The 18,125-nt window shown below is 61.3% G+C and carries 15 protein-coding genes; 11 read left to right on the forward strand and 4 right to left on the reverse strand.

Annotation, left to right across the window (positions count from 1 at the left end; all coding sequences use genetic code 11):
* Nucleotides 1-12: 12 nt before the first annotated feature.
* A complete protein-coding gene (gene acdA / locus ACZ1HN_RS22280; RefSeq protein ID WP_472729076.1) occupies nt 13-1,230 on the reverse strand; it encodes a 3-sulfinopropanoyl-CoA desulfinase in 1,218 nt (405 codons plus the stop codon).
* Between the two features lie 94 nt (nt 1,231-1,324).
* Between acdA and ACZ1HN_RS22285 the strand changes: the two genes are divergently transcribed.
* The 10 genes from ACZ1HN_RS22285 (at nt 1,325) to ACZ1HN_RS22330 (ending at nt 13,571) form a co-directional block, all read left to right on the forward strand.
* Nucleotides 1,325-2,215 carry a LysR family transcriptional regulator gene (locus ACZ1HN_RS22285; RefSeq protein WP_472729077.1) on the forward strand — a complete coding sequence of 297 codons (891 nt, stop codon included), beginning with the start codon at nt 1,325-1,327 and terminating at the stop codon, nt 2,213-2,215.
* Nucleotides 2,216-2,450: 235 nt separating this feature from the next.
* A complete protein-coding gene (gene pdxR, locus ACZ1HN_RS22290) occupies nt 2,451-3,908 on the forward strand; it encodes a MocR-like pyridoxine biosynthesis transcription factor PdxR (protein WP_472729078.1) in 1,458 nt (485 codons plus the stop codon).
* A 117-nt stretch (nt 3,909-4,025) separates the two neighbouring features.
* Nucleotides 4,026-5,807 (forward strand): sulfoacetaldehyde acetyltransferase, encoded by a 1,782-nt coding sequence (xsc, locus tag ACZ1HN_RS22295; protein ID WP_299208753.1) that lies wholly within the window; start codon nt 4,026-4,028, stop codon nt 5,805-5,807.
* Nucleotides 5,808-5,873: 66 nt separating this feature from the next.
* A complete protein-coding gene (locus ACZ1HN_RS22300) occupies nt 5,874-6,803 on the forward strand; it encodes a phosphate acyltransferase (protein ID WP_472729079.1) in 930 nt (309 codons plus the stop codon).
* A complete protein-coding gene (locus ACZ1HN_RS22305) occupies nt 6,800-7,870 on the forward strand; it encodes an acetate/propionate family kinase (RefSeq protein WP_472729080.1) in 1,071 nt (356 codons plus the stop codon). The genes ACZ1HN_RS22300 and ACZ1HN_RS22305 overlap by 4 nt, the downstream gene beginning before the upstream one ends.
* Before the next feature lie 53 nt (nt 7,871-7,923).
* Entirely contained in the window at nt 7,924-8,895 is a 972-nt protein-coding gene (locus tag ACZ1HN_RS22310) for a YeiH family protein (RefSeq protein ID WP_472729081.1), read from the forward strand.
* A gap of 23 nt (nt 8,896-8,918) precedes the next feature.
* Nucleotides 8,919-11,735, forward strand: coding sequence for a molybdopterin oxidoreductase family protein (locus ACZ1HN_RS22315; RefSeq protein WP_472729082.1), 2,817 nt, complete (start codon nt 8,919-8,921; stop codon nt 11,733-11,735).
* Nucleotides 11,732-11,941 (forward strand): hypothetical protein, encoded by a 210-nt coding sequence (locus ACZ1HN_RS22320; protein ID WP_299208762.1) that lies wholly within the window; start codon nt 11,732-11,734, stop codon nt 11,939-11,941. The genes ACZ1HN_RS22315 and ACZ1HN_RS22320 overlap by 4 nt, the downstream gene beginning before the upstream one ends.
* Entirely contained in the window at nt 11,938-12,696 is a 759-nt protein-coding gene (locus ACZ1HN_RS22325; protein WP_472729083.1) for a 4Fe-4S dicluster domain-containing protein, read from the forward strand. The genes ACZ1HN_RS22320 and ACZ1HN_RS22325 overlap by 4 nt, the downstream gene beginning before the upstream one ends.
* Nucleotides 12,696-13,571, forward strand: a complete 876-nt coding sequence (locus tag ACZ1HN_RS22330; RefSeq protein WP_299744566.1) for a dimethyl sulfoxide reductase anchor subunit family protein — start codon at nt 12,696-12,698, stop codon at nt 13,569-13,571. The genes ACZ1HN_RS22325 and ACZ1HN_RS22330 overlap by 1 nt, the downstream gene beginning before the upstream one ends.
* A 35-nt stretch (nt 13,572-13,606) precedes the next feature.
* Here ACZ1HN_RS22330 and dapA read toward each other — a convergent pair whose 3' ends face one another.
* Nucleotides 13,607-14,479 carry a 4-hydroxy-tetrahydrodipicolinate synthase gene (gene dapA, locus ACZ1HN_RS22335; protein ID WP_472729084.1) on the reverse strand — a complete coding sequence of 291 codons (873 nt, stop codon included), beginning with the start codon at nt 14,477-14,479 and terminating at the stop codon, nt 13,607-13,609.
* A gap of 137 nt (nt 14,480-14,616) precedes the next feature.
* Here dapA and ACZ1HN_RS22340 point away from each other — a divergent pair, with 137 nt between their 5' ends.
* Nucleotides 14,617-16,587: a lytic transglycosylase domain-containing protein gene (locus ACZ1HN_RS22340; RefSeq protein WP_472729085.1), complete on the forward strand. Its 1,971-nt coding sequence runs from the start codon at nt 14,617-14,619 to the stop codon at nt 16,585-16,587.
* Here ACZ1HN_RS22340 and ACZ1HN_RS22345 read toward each other — a convergent pair.
* Together ACZ1HN_RS22345 and mnmC2 are read right to left on the reverse strand one after the other, a co-directional pair.
* A complete protein-coding gene (locus tag ACZ1HN_RS22345) occupies nt 16,552-17,421 on the reverse strand; it encodes a DMT family transporter (protein WP_472729086.1) in 870 nt (289 codons plus the stop codon). The genes ACZ1HN_RS22340 and ACZ1HN_RS22345 overlap by 36 nt on opposite strands.
* A complete protein-coding gene (gene mnmC2, locus ACZ1HN_RS22350; RefSeq protein WP_472729368.1) occupies nt 17,418-18,080 on the reverse strand; it encodes a tRNA (5-methylaminomethyl-2-thiouridine)(34)-methyltransferase MnmC2 in 663 nt (220 codons plus the stop codon). The genes ACZ1HN_RS22345 and mnmC2 overlap by 4 nt, the downstream gene beginning before the upstream one ends.
* Nucleotides 18,081-18,125: the final 45 nt, after the last annotated feature.

Consider the following 18,125-nt stretch of genomic DNA (forward strand, 5'->3'; position numbering starts at 1 on the left):
GCGGGGGAGCACCTACTCCGCAACAAACCGCGGAACGCTCGGGGACTGCACATATCCACCGCGTGTCTGAGGGGTTTTGATACCAAGGACGTTCCCCGCGATTTGGGTGCGCAGGATCTGTGCCGTTCCCCCACCAATGGTGAACATCCGCACGTCACGATACATCCGTTCCAACGGTTCGCGGTCGCTGTAGCCGCGCGCGCCGAACATCTGAAGCGCGTCACTGACAACTTTGATTGCCATCTCAGACGCAAAAAGCTTGGCCCGCGCCGCCGCTGTCATATCTGGAAAGAGACTGCCGTCAGGACCGCGTGACCGGGCAGCATCATACAACATCAAACGCGCTGCGTGCACCTGAGTGTCCATGTCCGCAAGCATCCATTGCAGTCCCTGGAATTCAGCCAGCGGGCGGCCAAACTGCTCCCGCTCGAGCAGGTACCGCTGCGCATGGCCCAGCGCTCCTGCCGCGACGCCCATTGCAATCGTGCCAGCACCGACGCGTTGCGAGTTGTACGCGCTCATCAGATCGGCAAACCCACGTCGCAAACCTGACGGCGGGACAAGAAGCCATTTCTCATCCACCTCCACATCCTCGAAACACAGTTCGGCCTCTGGCATCCCGCACAAACCCATTGTGCGCTCGCGCCCCATAACGTGAAAACCGTCGGGCACGTCTCCAGCCACGTGATCGGCAAAAACAATGAACCCACCGATACCAAGGTCGGTCCCTGCCTCGTCCAACACCCGGGCAAAGACCAGATGAAGCTTTGACACGCCACCCCCGGTGATCCAATGCTTCGTACCGTTCAAGATATATGAGGCGCCGCTCTTGCGCGCGGTTGTGCGCATTTCCGTGGCTGCACTCCCCGCATCCGGTTCCGTGATACAAATTGCAGGTTTATCTCCAGCGAGCACATACGGCGCACAGAAGGCTTTCTGCGCATTCGTCCCGTGTGCCATGACGGCGCTGATCCCGCCCATGTTGGCTTCGACGACGACACGCGCTGTCAGGGTGCAGGCCTTGGCGATCTCTTCGACAACCATGGACACATCAAGGAAATTCGCGCCCCGCCCACCAAACTCTTGCGGGATGGACATGCCCATGATCCCCGCATCCGTAAGCTCTTTCACATTCTGCCAGCAATAGCTGCGGGTCGTGTCCCAATGGGCCGCACGCCTTTCAAAACTGGGCGCCAATTCCTTTGCAACGTCAACAAGCGGATGTGTCATGGAAGGGTCCCTCGGCTTTTGCGCCAAGGGTACGCTTGCCAAAGTTCAGAGCAATCGAATAAGATTTAACAAGATATTCAGAGACTCTGAACTTATGCAGACACGCGCGCTTAGAAGCCTGGTCAAGATTTCAATGGTTGGATCATTCGCCAAGGCAGCAGACCAGTTGAACATGACGCTCCCGGCGCTCTCCATGCAGATGAAAGCATTGGAGAGCGAATTGGCGGTGGAGCTTTTTGACAGGTCCGTGCGCCCACCGCGTCTGACACCCATTGGACGGTCCGTCGTTCGTGAGGCAGCCGCGCTGTTACAAAGAGAGGACAGCCTCATTGAACTCTGCCGCCCAAGCGATTCATTGGTTGGGCGGTTCAGGCTCGGCTTCATCACAACAGCGGCGGTGCGGCTACTGCCCGGCTTTTTGGACAACGCACAAAAGAACGCGCCACGTGCGACATTCGAATTCGAGACCGGCCTCTCAAGAACCCTGCAGAACAGGGTTCTTGCTGGCCAGATCGATGCGGCCGTGCTGACCGATGCTGATGGCCTACCGAACGAACTGTCAGCAACCGTTATCCGCGAGGAGCCTTTCGTTTTTGCAGCCCATTCCACGTTGATGGCTGACGGCATGCGCGGTCTTCTTGCCAAACACCCGTTCTTCCATTTCATGCCAGACACCGGCATCGGAAAACTCATCGCCAACGAAATGGCGCGACATGATCGCCAAACAGCCGCCAATACGGTTGTTCTGGACAATCTCGAAGCCATTATGGAGTGCGTCACGAACGGGCTTGGCTTCACGTTGCTTCCCGAACCGGATGTGGACCGCTATCGAACCGGGTCAGTGCAAAAGATACCTTTACCGAAGCCGCTTCGCCGGGTTCTTGTATTGGCAACCTTGCGACAAGGCGCGCTGTCCTCACGAACGGATACCTTGGCATCGTTGTTGGACAGCACGCACGTGTATAACGCCCATACCAGCCGTTGAAGCCGAAAGCTGACGCCTGAGCCGGCTGTTCCAAGACCTTGCCCTTCGTGAGAATCATAACCTGCGCAAGGCATACTAGTGATTGTGCTAAGCACCTTGCATTACTGCGGCGATAATGATACAAATTATCTCATTAATTGCACTTTATGCATCTAAGCCTAGTGTGGACGCTTTTCTTTTCGCTGCATTTTAATGCCAGATTGATTTCTGATTAGGTCCAGAATACCCTATAGGCATGGCACTCCCAGTCGAAACATTCTTCTTACAGCCCGGACATCAGGGCACGCTGCAAAGCCAGGTGCAGCAGATGATCGCACATGGCATACTGTCTGGGCGCTTCGGATCGGGTGAAAAACTGCCCTCGACCCGCAAACTGGCCACCCATCTGGGCATCAGTCGGATCACGGTGACGCTTGCGTACACTGAACTCGTCGCCTCGGACTACCTGACCGCACGTGGACGCTCTGGCTACTATGTGTCTGAGAACGCACCCGTCCCGCCAAGCTACCAGCCACAACCAACGTCTGGAGATGCGGTGGACTGGACACGCGCCATCGGACAGCGCTTCTCTGGTGGCCACACACTCAGCAAGCCGCAGGATTGGGCACGCTTCAAATACCCGTTCATCTATGGCCAGACGGACCCGCAACTTTTTGACCACGCAAACTGGCGTCAATGCGCGCTGCAGGCACTGGGGCAGAGAGACTTTGCAGCCCTGACATCCGACTACTTTGATCAGGACGATCCTCAGCTTATCGAGTTTATCCAGCGCAACACCCTGCCCCGCCGCGGCATCTCAGCCAACGCCGACCAAATCCTTATCACACTTGGCGCACAGAATGCGCTATGGCTGGCCGCGCAAATCCTACTAACCCAACGCCGAACCGCCGCATTCGAAGACCCCTGCTATCCGGCTCTACGCGAGATTCTGAACCAATCCCGCTGCCACCTTGCACCAGTGCGCGTGGATCGGGACGGACTGCCGCCAGACGGCATTCCCCCGGATACGGACGTTATCTTTTCTACACCCAGCCACCAATGCCCGACCACCTCGACGATGCCCGTGGCGCGCAGGCAGGCCCTGCTGGACCGCGCACGCGAGTTGGACGCCCTGATTGTCGAAGATGATTACGAGTTTGAGATGTCGTTTCTCAACCCGCCCTCACCCGCGCTCAAGTCCATGGATACAGACGGGCGCGTGATCTATGTGGGCAGCTTCTCCAAGTCGCTGTTCCCAGGGCTGCGTCTGGGCTATCTTGTTGGCTCAGAACCCTTTGTACGCGAAGCCCGCGCACTGCGCACATCCGTCCTGCGCCACCCGCCGGGTCACATTCAACGCACTGCGGCCTACTTCCTTTCAATGGGCCACTACGATGCACAAATCCGCAAGATGGGGGCCGCGTTGCACGTCCGCCGGGATGCAATGCAAGCCGCCATCGAAACCCACGGACTGGAGATCGCAGGCCAGGGCGCTTTTGGCGGTTCTTCCTACTGGATGCGCGCGCCAAATGGAGTGGATACACGCGAACTGACGCAACGCCTGCAAGAGACAGGCGTACTGATTGAGCCGGGGCACGCCTTCTTTTCCGGGGATGATCAACCCAAGGGCTTCTACCGCCTTGGATACTCCTCAATTCACGTCGATCGGATCAAGGATGGAATTGGACTGATCGCACAAGCACTGCCACACTAGCCTGGACTTATTCGGAGATCACAACTGGCCCTAACCCAGCATCCACCACAACAGTAACGTCTGTTGCAACATTTCCGGGGCGATCTCGACGCCCCCGCCTCTATTGGAGACTGCCCCATGAAGATGACCACCGAAGAAGCATTCGTGAAGTGCCTGCAGCGCCACGGGATTGAGCACGCCTTTGGCATTATCGGCTCGGCCATGATGCCCATTTCCGACATCTTCCCCGATGCGGGCATCCAATTCTGGGACTGCGCCCACGAAGGGTCAGCCGGCATGATGTCTGACGGCTACACACGCGCCACCGGCAAGATGTCGATGATGATCGCGCAAAACGGGCCCGGCATCACCAACTTCGTGACTGCTGTGAAAACCGCTTACTGGAACCACACACCGCTGCTGCTGGTCACACCACAGGCTGCGAACAAAACCATTGGTCAGGGTGGTTTCCAGGAAGTCGAACAGATGAAACTGTTCGAAGACATGGTTTCCTATCAGGAAGAAGTCCGTGATCCGACCCGTGTCGCCGAAGTTCTGACCCGTGTGATCAGCCAGGCCAAGCGTCTGTCCGGTCCGGCCCAGATCAACATCCCGCGTGACTTCTGGACCCAAGTGGTGGACATCGAAATCCCCGACCCCATCGAATTCGAAGCGTCCCCCGGCGGTCAAAACTCGGTTGCCGAAGCGGCGGCGATCCTGTCCGCGGCGAAGAACCCCGTCATCCTGAACGGCGCTGGCGTTGTCCTGTCCAAGGGTGGTCTCGCAGCCTCGCAAGAACTGGCCGAGCGTCTGACAGCACCCGTCTGCGTGGGCTACCAGCACAACGACGCGTTCCCCGGCAACCACCCGCTGTTCGCTGGCCCGCTGGGCTACAACGGCTCCAAGGCCGGTATGCAGCTGATCTCGGAAGCGGATGTTGTTCTGTGCCTTGGCACCCGCCTCAACCCGTTCTCGACACTGCCCGGCTACGGCATCGACTACTGGCCTACGGATGCGAAAATCATCCAGGTCGACATCAACCCCGACCGCATCGGCCTGACCAAGAAAGTTACCGTGGGCATCGTGGGTGACGCGGCCAAAGTGGCGAACGGCATCCTGTCGCAACTGGCGGATGATGCAGGCGACGCGGGCCGCGACGCACGCAAGGACAAGATCGCTCAGACAAAATCGGCATGGGCGCAAGAACTGACGTCGATGACCGAAGAGCAGGACGATCCCGGCACCAACTGGAACGAGCGTGCCCGCGCAGCGAAACCTGACTGGATGGCACCTCGCATGGCGTGGCGTGCGATCCAAGCCGCTCTGCCGGTCGAAGCCATCATCTCCTCCGACATCGGCAACAACTGCGCCATCGGCAACGCCTATCCCTCCTTCGAAGAGGGCCGGAAATACCTAGCGCCTGGCCTGTTTGGTCCTTGCGGCTACGGCCTGCCCGCCATCGTGGGTGCGAAGATCGGCCAGCCTGACGTTCCGGTTGTCGGCTTTGCCGGTGACGGTGCCTTTGGTATCGCGGTGAACGAATTGACAGCGATCGGCCGTGGCGAATGGCCTGCCATCACGCAGATCGTCTTCCGCAACTACCAGTGGGGTGCGGAGAAGCGGAACTCGACCCTGTGGTTCGACGACAACTTCGTCGGCACCGAATTGGATGAACAAGTGTCCTATGCCGGTATCGCGAACGCCTGTGGCCTGAAGGGCGTCGTTGCCCGGACGCAGGAAGAACTGACAGCGGCGCTGAACCAGGCGATCAAAGATCAGATGGAAAATGGCATCACCACGCTGATCGAAGCCATGATCAACCAGGAACTGGGCGACCCGTTCCGCCGCGACGCGATGAAGAAGCCCGTCAAAGTGGCTGGCATCTCCAAAGACGATATGGTTCCGCAAACTGTGGCCTAATCTGCTAAGACCCGAGGGGATGGGCACGCGCCCGTCCCCTCTTTTTCATTTTTGAAAGGTGGTTTCGTGCCCCAATCCTTCCTGTCTGACGCCACAGCAATTGCACCTGCGCACATCATCGAAATGGCGCAAAAGGCGGCCAGCCCCCGCGTGGCCATTGCCCGCGCCGGTGCGCCCCTGCCGATGCTGGCAGCCAAGGAAGCAACCGAAGCCAACATGATGATCCCGGTCTTCACGGGTGAGCGTCACATGATCGAGGCCGAGGCCGAAAAGCTGAATTGGGACATCTCGGGTTTCGAGCTGATCGAAGCCGAGGGTGAAGCGGCCTCTGGTGCTGCTGCCGCACTGGCCTGTGGCGAAGGCCGCGCTGATGTGTTGATGAAGGGCCAGCTCCATACCGACGCGTTCATGCGTGCCGCCGTGTCGCGCGATGCGGGCCTGCGCACAGGCCGCCGCTTTGTCCATATCTTTCACATCACCACACCGGACGGCACCGGGTCGATCACCATCTCTGATGCTGCCGTCAACGTAAACCCGGACATCGCGACGCGCCAGGACGCAACGGCCGAAGTGGTCAAGCTGCTCCACAAACTGGGCAATGCCCGACCCAAGGTCGCGTTCCTGTCTGCCACAGAATCCGCCATCGAAAGCGTGCCGTCCTCCATGGAGGGGCGCGCGCTGCGCGATTGGGCGCGCGAGAATATAGCGGATGCCGATTTCTCCGGCCCACTGGCCTTTGACCTGATCATGTCCCCCAAATCCGTGGCGACCAAGAAGATGACGGACGATCCGGTTGCTGGCAAAGCCGACGCAATCATCGTGCCTGACATCGTGTCGGGCAACGGGCTATTCAAATCCTTTGTCTACCTTGCCGGTGGCTGCGCAGGCGGCATCGTCATGGGCGCCAAGGTGCCAATCCTTTTGACCTCGCGCGCGGACCCACCTGCGGCCCGCCTGTCTTCTGTGGCCCTCGGGGCCATCATGGCCGCCGCATGATCCTTGTCGTCAATGCAGGCTCCTCCTCCATCAAGGTCGCGCTGTTCCAGCCGGACCTGACAGAAGTGATGGCAGGACAGGTCAGCGGCATTGGCGGCGCATTGGCTCACCTGACACTCGGGGACGAAGACCAGAACGTCACCGCACCCGATCATGACGCGGCACTGACAACGATCCTCGACAGTCTCACGCGGCAAGGGATCACCCCGGATCAACTGACAGCAGCCGCGCACCGCGTAGTGCATGGCGGCACATCACTGGTCGATCCCTGCGCCATTGATGACACCGTGATCGCGGGGATTGAGGCGGCAACACCGCTCGCGCCCCTGCACAACCCTAAGAACCTCGCCGGCATCCGCGCGCTGCAAACCCTCGCACCCGCTCTGCCTCAATACGCCAGCTTCGGCACCGCGTTTCACGCGAACCAGCCCGAGGTTGCAACTACCTACGCCCTTCCCAAGGAACCACGTTCCATGGGCATCCGCCGCTACGGCTTCCACGGCCTCAGCTACGCCTGGATTGTCACACAGTTCGGCGATGCACTGCCCGAGCGGCTGCTCGCCTTCCATCTCGGCTCCGGCGCATCACTTTGTGCTATTCACAACGGCACCTCGGTCGCGACATCCATGGGATACTCCCCACTGGACGGGCTAACGATGTGCACGCGATCAGGTGCAATCGATGGCATGGCCGTCCTGCGGCTGGCCGAGATTTATGGCGCGGACGAAGCCGCCCACATGCTCAACCATGAAAGCGGGCTCAAAGGCCTGGGTGGCAGCAATGACATGCGCCTCCTTTTGGCCGCTGACACCGACGCCGCGCGGCTTGCCGTCGATCACTTCTGCTACTGGGCGGCCCGCCACGCTGGGTCAGCCATTGTCGCCATGGGCGGCCTCGACGCCGTCGCCTTTACAGGCGGCATCGGTGAAAACGCCGAACCCATTCGCGCCCGCATCATGGAGCATCTCAGCCTTTTCGGTGATGTCCCGGTACACGTGGTCAAAGCCGACGAAGAACGCCAGATCGCAACCGACGCACGCACCCTGATGCAAGGGGCACCGCCGTGACAATAACCGGATCCCCAGGAAACTTCCTCCAAAACCTCCCGGAACGCGCCCGCGTGCTATTCCCAGGCGTTCTGGTTGCCATCCTTGTCGCCATCACCGCGCAATTCCTAGCCGAACATTACGACACGCCGGCGATGCTGATGGCGCTGCTGCTGGGCATCGCGGTCGCCTTCCTCGGGGACGAAGGAAAAACGGTCGAGGGCATCGCCTTTGCCGCGCGCACGATCCTGCGGCTGGGCATCGCCTTTCTGGGCGTGCGCATCTCTTTCGAACTGATGGCCGGGCTCGGATTGAACCTCGTTCTGCTGGTGATCGGCGGCGTCGCGGCGACCATCGGCTTCGGCCTGCTGATCGCACGCTTTTTCGGCCACGGCTGGCGCTTTGCCTTCCTCACGGCAGGGTCCGTCGCCATTTGCGGCGCATCTGCCGCCCTCGCGATCAGTGCGATCCTGCCCAAGGATGAACGGTCGGAACAACGCCTAATCTTTACCGTGCTGGGCGTGACCGTCCTGTCAACGGTTGCCATGATCGCCTATCCGATCCTCGTGACGCAGTTGGGCATGGACGACACCGCCGGGGGCATCTTCCTGGGCGCCACCATCCATGATGTGGCGCAGGTGGTCGGCGCGGGCTTTTCCATATCCGAAAACGCGGGCGACACCGCTACGCTTGTCAAACTGATCCGCGTGTCGATGCTGGCCCCGGTCGTGCTGATTGCGGCCATTCTGATCCGGTCCTTTGCCGAAGCCCCGGAGGACGGCAAACGTCCACCGCTGCTACCCGTCTTCGTGATCGGGTTTCTGGCGTTGGCAACGCTGAATTCGCTCAGCCTGATCCCGACGGCAGTGGCCGATTTGATGAGCCAGGCATCCCGCTGGATGCTGTTAGTCGCCATCGCCGCCGTCGGCATGAAAACAAACCTCAAGCGGGTGCTGGCGGTCGGAGGAGCCGCCATCGCCCTGCTTGTCACCGAAACCGTGTTTATCGCAGCGCTGATACTTGCGGGGATTTATTATTTTGCCTGACCAACAGGCGAAGGGGAGGCCAGATGACGTTCCAGCAACCTAAGATCAACACGTCGCCGCATGTTTCGGACGAGGTGCGCAAGACAACATGCTACATGTGCGCCTGCCGTTGCGGCATCAACGTGCACATGAAAGACGGCAAGGTCGCCTATATCGAAGGCAACCGCGACCACCCGGTGAACCAGGGAGTACTCTGCGCTAAGGGCTCGGCCGGCATCATGCAGGTCAACGCACCCTCGCGCCTGCGCGCACCCCTGAAGCGCGTCGGCGAACGCGGATCAGGCGAATTTGAAGAGATCAGCTGGGATGAAGCCCTGCAAATCGCCACCGATTGGCTGGCCCCCATCCGCAAGGATGATCCCAGCAAGCTGGCCTTCTTCACAGGCCGGGACCAGTCGCAATCCTTCACCAGCTTCTTTGCCCAGAACTTCGGCACACCCAACTACGCGGCCCATGGCGGCTTCTGCTCGGTCAACATGGCGGCGGCAGGCATCTACACGATGGGCGGCGCGTTCTGGGAGTTCGGTCAGCCTGACTGGGACCACACCAAGCTCTTCATGCTGTTCGGCGTGGCCGAGGATCACGACAGCAACCCCATTAAGATGGGGATCGGCAAGATCAAGGCACGCGGTGCACGCGTCATCGGTGTGAATCCGATCCGCACGGGCTACAACGCGGTGGCCGACGATTGGGTGGGCATCACACCCGGCACCGACGGCCTGTTCATCCTCAGCCTCGTGCACTGCCTGATGAAGGCGGGCAAGATCGATGTGAACTACCTGGCCCAATTCACCAACGCGCCCTGCCTGATCAATGGCGATGAAAAGTCGCCCGAATTCGGCCTGCTGTTGCGGGACGATGACGGCAAGGAATTGGTCATTGATCGTGCTACGGGCAAGCTGACCCCCTTCGATCAAAAGGGCGTCAAACCCGACCTCACCGCCACCCACCGTCACGCAGGCATCAGCCACCGCACAGTCATGCAGCACATGGCCGAACGCTACCTCAGCGACGAATACGCACCCGAGGCCGTGGCCGAGCGCGTTGGTATCTCCGCCAAGCGCATCCGCATCCTGGCCGCCGAAATCGCCCGCGTCGCGTTCGACGAAGCATTCGAGCTGGACCAGGAATGGACAGACTTCCGCGGCGAAACGCACAAGACGATGCAAGGCCGCCCCGTGTCCTTCCACTCGATGCGCGGCATCTCTGCTCACGCCAACGGGTTCCAGACGTGTCGCGCTTTGCACGTGCTACAAATCCTGCTGGGCACCGTCGAAGTCCCGGGTGGCTTCCGCTTCAAACCACCCTACCCGAAACCTGCGACGGCGCACCCCAAACCCCACTGCGGGGTGCAACCGGACTGTCCGCTCGACGGGCCTCACCTGGGCTTCGTGCAAGGCCCCGACGATCTGGCGCTGAAAGAAGACGGCACACCCGCCCGCATCGACAAGGCATTTTCCTGGGAAAACCCCATGTCCGCCCACGGCCTGATGCACATGGTCATCTCGAACGCCTATGCGGGTGACCCCTACAAGATCGACACGCTGTTCATGTACATGGCGAACATGTCGTGGAACTCTTCCATGAACACCCGCGGCGTAATCGACATGCTGACGGACAAGGATGAAAACGGCGACTACGTGATCCCGCGCATCATCTATTCGGATGCGTATAGCTCGGAAATGGTCGCTTATGCTGACCTGATCCTGCCCGACACCACGTACCTCGAACGACACGACTGTATCTCGCTGCTCGACCGTCCGATCTGCGAGGCGGATGCCGCAGCCGACGCCATCCGCTGGCCCGTGATCGAACCCGACCGCGACGTGCGCGGGTTCCAGTCGGTGCTGTGCGAACTGGGCGCAAAACTCGGCCTGCCCGGCTTCACCAACGAAGACGGCAGCCAGAAATATGCCGATTACGGCGACTATATCGTCAACCACGAACGCAAGCCCGGCATCGGCCCACTCGCAGGGTTCCGCGGCGATGGCAGTGATACGGGCCGCGGCGACGTGAACCCGGACCAGCTCGACCGCTACATCGAAAACGGCGGCTTCTTCGTCGAACACATCCCCGATGGGGCCAACTACTACAAACCCTGGAACGCCGCATATCAGGACTGGGCGGTAGGCATGGGTCTCTTTGACAGCCCGCAACCCTACCTCTTCACGCTCTACGTGGAACCGATGCGGCGCTTCCAACTGGCCGCCGAAGGACACGGCGACCGCCAGCCACCAGATCATCTGCGCGAGCGGATCAAGGCCACGATGGACCCACTGCCCATATGGTACGACCCGGCACCAGACAACCACGGCGACCAATACCCGATCACCGCGCTGACCCAGCGCCCGATGGCGATGTATCACTCCTGGGGCAGTCAGAACGCATGGCTGCGGCAGTTGCACGGACACAACCCGCTCTACCTGCCCACCAAGCTGATGCGCGAAAACGGCCTCAGCGACGGCGACTGGGCCAAGGTGACCTCGCCCCACGGCGAAATCACCGTGCCGGTCCTCGAAATGGCAGCGCTCAACGAAAACACGGTCTGGACCTGGAACGCGATCGGCAAGCGCAAGGGGGCTTGGGCGCTGGACGAAAACGCGCCCGAGGCGACCAAGGGGTTTCTGCTCAACCACCTGATCCACGAGCTGCTGCCGCCCAAGGGTGACGGCCTCAGATGGGCCAACTCCGATCCGATCACAGGCCAAGCCGCCTGGTTCGACCTCAAGGTCCGCATCGAAAAAGCGCCAGCACCAGCGGAATCCCAACCGGCAATGGAACCCATCAAATCACCCGTGGGCAAAGGGCCAAAGCAACTGGCATGGAAGGTGGGCAAATGACACCGATCCAACGCACCCTCCTCGCCATCGCCGCGTTCATCGCAGTCGCTGTCGGCACCTTCATCTACTTCATCGCCAATTGGGACGCCTCCAAAGCCGAGCCCATCGGGATGAAGCACGACCGTCCACTCTTCCCTGTTTCCAAAAAATCCCGGGGTCTGGGGCAGAGCCCCAGTCCTGCCCTCTCAGTGAGGACAACCGCATGACCACACTTCCCACATCCACAGACCGCAAACTCGGCCTCGTCATCGACCTTGATACATGCGTGGGCTGCCACGCCTGCGTGATCTCGTGCAAAGGCTGGAACACCGAAAACTACGGCGCACCACTGGCCGACACCGACGCCTACGGGTCGGACCCTTCGGGCACCTTCCTCAACCGCGTGCACAGCTACGAGGTGCAGCCGGAACAGGGCGAAGCGCAACTGATCCACTTCCCCAAATCCTGCCTGCATTGCGACGACGCGCCGTGCGTCACGGTTTGCCCCACGGGGGCCAGCTACAAACGGGTCGAGGATGGGATCGTTCTGGTCAACGAAAGCGACTGCATCGGGTGCGGTCTCTGCGCATGGGCCTGCCCGTACGGCGCACGCGAAATGGATGCCGTCGAGAAGGTGATGAAGAAATGCACCCTCTGTGTTGACCGCATCTACAACGAAAACCTGCCCGAGGAAGACCGCGAACCGGCCTGCGTCCGCACCTGCCCCGCAGGCGCGCGCCACTTCGGCGACTTCGCGGACCCCGACAGCAACGTGTCCAAACTGACCGCAGAGCGCGGCGGCATGGACCTGATGCCGGAACAGGGCACAAAGCCAGTCAACAAGTACCTGCCGCCCCGCCCAAAGGACACGCTGTCCGAAGGCGCAGGCGACATCGACATCCTTGCCCCCTACCTCGAACCTGTCGCACAGGAAGCCTCCGGTTTCCTCGGCTGGCTCGACAAGACGTTGGAGAAACTCTGATGCATCCAGCACCTTCCGTCATCTTCTTCACGGTCTTCTCCGGCATCGGTTTCGGCCTCCTAACCTTCCTCGGCCTCGGTTACCCCGCGGTCACCGGCTGGACGGCCTTCGCCTTCTTCGTCATCGCCTACCTGTGCGCGGTGGGTGGGCTGATCTCGTCCACTTTCCACCTCGGCCACCCCGAACGGGCGATGAAAGCGTTCACGCAATGGCGCTCCTCATGGCTCAGCCGCGAAGGCGTCTGCGCTGTCATTGCCTTGATCGTCATGGCGCTTTATGGCGCGGGCCTCGTGTTCTTTGGTCAACGCTGGGGCCTGTTGGGCCTGATCGGCGCGATCTTCTCGCTGCTGACCGTGTTCACCACCTCCATGATCTACACCCAGCTCAAGACCATCCCGCGCTGGAACTCGCCCCTCACACCGGTCATGTTCCTTAGTTACAGCCTTGCAGGCGGCGCGCTGTTGGCCGGACAGGTGAAATGGGCCATGGCACTGATCGCCATCTCGGGCGTCATTCAGGTGGTGCTTTGGATGCAAGGCGATGGCGCGCTGAAAAGCTCTGGCACCACGCTCGCAACCGCCACCGGCCTTGGCAATCGGGGAAGCGTGCGCGCGTTTGAACCGCCACACACCGGCACCAACTACCTGCTGCGCGAATTTGCATTTGTCGTGGGGCGCAAGCACAGCATGAAACTGCGGATCATCTCATTCGTGCTGATGGTGGTTCTGCCGGTCCTGCTGCTGGCGGCCGCGCCATTCTCGCATGGCCTCGCGCTTCTGGCAGTGATCAGCCACGTGGCAGGTGCACTCGCCTCACGTTGGCTCTTCTTTGCGGAAGCCGAGCACGTGGTGGGCCTCTACTACGGCAAACGATAAAAACAAGGCGGGCCATGAAGCCCGCCTTTTCACTTTCAGAGAAGCCCTGCGTGCACCAGGGCCGCGTCGACCATGGCCTTGGTCTCATCCGCCAAACCGGTCAGTGGCAAACGCACTTCGTCCGAACACAGGCCCAGACGGGACATCGCGTATTTCGCACCCACCAAGCCAGGCTCGGTAAAGATCGCCTTATGCAGCGGCATCAGCTTGGTCTGTAAGTCCAGCGCGGTTGCATAGTCGCCTGCAAGGCAGGCTTCCTGCATCTGGCTCAACAGCTTTGGCGCCACATTCGCGGTCACGGAAATGCAGCCTACACCACCCACGGCGTTGAACCCATGCGCCACCGCATCTTCAGCGCACATCTGGATGAAATCAGTGCCGCAGGTGATGCGTGTGTCGCACACACGGGCCATATCACCGGTGGCATCTTTGACACCGACAATGCGGGGCAGTTTGGCCAACTCGCCCATCGTCTCGGGCGTCATGTCGATCACCGACCGGCCCGGAATGTTGTAGATGAAGATCGGGATATCGGCGCAATCATGCAGCGCCGTATAGTGCGCAATCAAACCACGCTGCGTGGGCTTGTTGTAATAGGGCGTCACGACCAAAGCAGCATCGGCACCAACGCGCGCGGCATGCTCGACAAAACGGATGGCTTCCACCGTGTTGTTCGACCCAGCCCCGGCAATCACCGGCACCCGACCCGCAGCAGCCGTCACAACGGTTTCAATCACCGTCTCGTGCTCCTCATGGCTCAGCGTGGGGCTTTCACCCGTGGTCCCCACAGGCACCAACCCGTGCGATCCTTCACCGATATGCCACTCGACCAGCTTCTTGAGAGTTTCCAGATCCAAAGCGCCGTTACGAAACGGCGTGACGAGGGCAGGCATAGAACCTTTAAACATTCTCACGCTCCTTTTTTACGTTTGGCAGGCAGAGGGCCTGGGATGATTTTCGCATATGCCCGGAAACGTGAGTTGAAACGTCACGCCCAGAACATATGCTCTAGGCTCTAGCCACGCGACGACAGGAATTGCAAGACATGACCCGGATTGCCCTCGCCTTGGCCCTGTTTTTTACACTGTCTGTGGCGGCTTTGGCCGAACGACCCCGCCCGCTTGGCTGGGCGATGGAAGCGCTGCGTTCCGGCAACTGGGACAGTGCGGCAGCGCTGGCCGCACGCGATGGTGAGGTGGCCGCAGATGTTATCGAATGGCAACGCCTGCGCGCTGCACGTGGAACCTATGCCGACGTCGTCGCCTTCCTTGAGCGACGCCCCGACTGGCCGGGCGAGGCGCTGCTGCGCGAACGATCAGAAGAGGTCGTGGCCGACCAACCCGACGCTGACATCCTGTCCTTCTTCGAAAATGTCGGCCCACAAACGCCCGAAGGCGTGCTCGCCCACGCCACCGCCCTGATCCGTGCGGAGCGGGTGGGCGAGGCAGAGGCGAACCTCGTGCTGGCATGGCGCACGATGCCCATGGATAACACCGCCCAGGCGCGCTACCTCGCCGCACACACCGACCTTCTGAAACCCCATCACGCCGCACGTCTCGACTCGCTGCTCTGGTCCGAAGACTTGACCAGCGCCCGCCGCATGTTCGACCTCGTGGACAAGGGCCAAAGCGCCCTCGCCCGCGCCCGCATCGGCCTGCGCGCGCTGGCAGACAATGTCGACGGCCTGATCGAAGCTGTGCCAGACGCATTGCAGGACGATCCCGGCCTCGCCCACGCCCGCTTTGAATGGCGGCTGCGCAAAGGGCGCTGGGACGACGCCAAGGAACTTCTCATGGACCGCTCCCGCTCCGTTGAAGCCCTCGGTCGACCCGACGAATGGTCCAATCGCCGCCGGGCCCTTGCACGCGACGAGATGCGGGACGGCGACGCCGCCCTTGCCTACCAGCTTGCCACCCGGCACTTCCTGACCGAAGGGTCCGCTTATGCCGATCTGGAATGGCTGTCGGGCTACATCGCCTTGCGTTTGCTCAAAGACCCCGAGGTCGCACTCGGCCACTTCCAGAACCACCGCAACGCCACCCGCTCCCCCATCTCGCGCGGACGCGCAGGTTACTGGATCGGCCGCGCGCACGAAGCGATGGGCAATACCGAAGAAGCCCAAGCCGCCTATGCCGAGGGGGCGCAATACCAGACCTCCTTTTATGGCCTCCTCGCCGCCGAAAAGGGCGGCCTCCCCATTGAGCCCGGCCTTGACGGTTCCGAGCAATTTGAACCTTGGCAGGACAGCCCCCTCGCCACCCGCGACCTGTTCGAAGCCGGCCTCCTGCTGCAAGCCTCCGGAGAACTCTCACTGGCTGAACGGTTCTGGACCCACCTCGCCGAAAGCCTCGACCGAGCGGAAGCCGGTCAGCTCGGCCAAGCCGCCGTCGACGCGGATCAGCCACATCTCGGGGTGATGATCGGCAAGCGCGTCGCACGGCGCGGCATCACGATCCACGCGCCCTACTACCCGCTGCACCCCCTTGCAGATGCCGACCTGCCCATGGCCCCCGAAATGTCGCTTGCCATCGCCCGACGCGAATCCGAATTCGACCCGGTTGTGCAATCCAGCGTCGGCGCGCGCGGGCTGATGCAGGTCATGCCCGGCACAGGGCGCGAGGTTGCGGCCAGCCTTGGCCTGTCCGCCGACCACACAACGGGCCGCATGATTTCTGACCCAGCCTACAACGCGAAACTCGGGGCCACTTATCTCAGCCAACTGGCAAGGCGCTTCGATGGCAACGTTGTCCTGATGTCTGCCGCCTACAACGCGGGTCCCTCACGCCCCAACCAGTGGATGCTGCGCTATGGCAATCCGCGCGCTGAACGCGACGATTTCGACGTCATCGACTGGATCGAACACATCCCCTTCCGCGAAACCCGCAACTACGTCATGCGGGTGACTGAAAGCCTTCCTATTTACCGGGCACGGCTGGGTAAGGACCCTCTGCCGATCCCGTTCAGCGAGGAACTCACCGGCTCAACCCTGCTGTCGTTCGCGCCACAGGGTGAATAGGCCGGCCGCCACGATGATGGCGGCACCCATAATCACATTGATCTCCAGCACCTCACCAAAGACGGTGATACCAACCAGCGCGGCAAAGACCATCTGGAAATAGGCAAAGGGCTGCACCGCGCTTGCCTCCGCCACCTCGTAGGTGCGGATCAGCAACCAGTGTCCCAAGGCCCCCGTCAGGCATAGCGCGCCCATCCAACCCCAATCCGGGCCGGTCATCGGCTCCCAGAACCAGACGCCAACACAGGTCATGGCGACAGCACCCGTGGTCCCGGTCCAGAAAAAGCTGGTCGCCGTGCTGTCATCCCGCGCGACATAGCGGGTCAGCAAGCCATAGACGGCAAACATGATGGCCGAGGCCAGCGGGATCACCGCCGCCGGGTCAAAGACACCCAAGCCGGGTTTCAGAATGAACAAAACGCCAATGAAGCCCACCCCGATAGCAGCCCAGCGCCGCCACCCAACATGCTCGCCCAAGATCGGCCCCGACAGGGCAGCAACCAGCAGCGGATAAGCGGCAAAGACGGCATGGCTCTCCACCAGCCCCAACACGATAAAGGCCGTGACCATCACGCAAATCTCAGCGGCCAATAACAGCCCACGCAGCCCCTGCACCACGGGCTGCCGCGTTTGCGCCGCCGCCCGCACACCGCCCGCCTTGCGCGCAGCAATGGTGATGACAAAGGCAGCAAAGAACCAATACCGGATCATCACCACCATGAAGACGTTGTACTCCCCGGCCAAGTGGCGAGAGATACCATCCTGGCTCGCAAACACCACCGACACTGCGATCATCAGCGCAATGCCCAGCCGCGTGTTATTGCCTTGGCTCACCCCAGTACCGCCCGTGTCATATGCCGCTTGCGGCCAAAGCCGGGTGTTCGGGTGACAGTGAACCCTGCCTCCTCCAGCCCACGCCGCACAACACCCGCCGCCGTGTATGTGGCCGCTGTCCCCGCGGGGACAGTATGGCGCGCCACCTCGGCCATCAGGTCCGCACCCCACAGTTCCGGGTTCTTGGCGGGCGAAAACCCATCCAGAAACCACGCATCAGCCTTGCCGTCCCACTTGGGCAGCGTCTCGCGCGCATCCCCTGCGATCACAGTTAACATCGCATCCTCGAACTCAGCCGACCCACCGCCCGACGCCACAAGCTGCGCCGCCAAATCCGCAACCTCTGGAAAGGCGGCCAACGCTTTCTCCATCGCATCGCACCCCATCGCAAACGCCTCAAAACTGGTGAAATGCAAGCGCCCCTCAACCCCAGCAGCGCGCCATGCGGCCCACGCGGTCAAAAAGTTCAGCCCCGTGCCAAACCCCAATTCGACCACATGAAACCCGTCTCGGAACCGCGCGGGCAGGTCATTGCCGCCCAGAAACACGTGCCGCGTCTCGGCTAGCCCGTTGTCGAGGGAAAAATACGGATCGTCAAAGCGCGTGGACACCGGCACCGTCCCGTCGCGCCACTCAAGCTCTGCCCGCTGGTCCTGCATCATCTGCCCCTGTAGAAGGTGTCGCGGCGACCTTGGCGAAAGGCA

It is taken from the genome of Tateyamaria sp. GN1-10, from assembly GCF_055693845.1.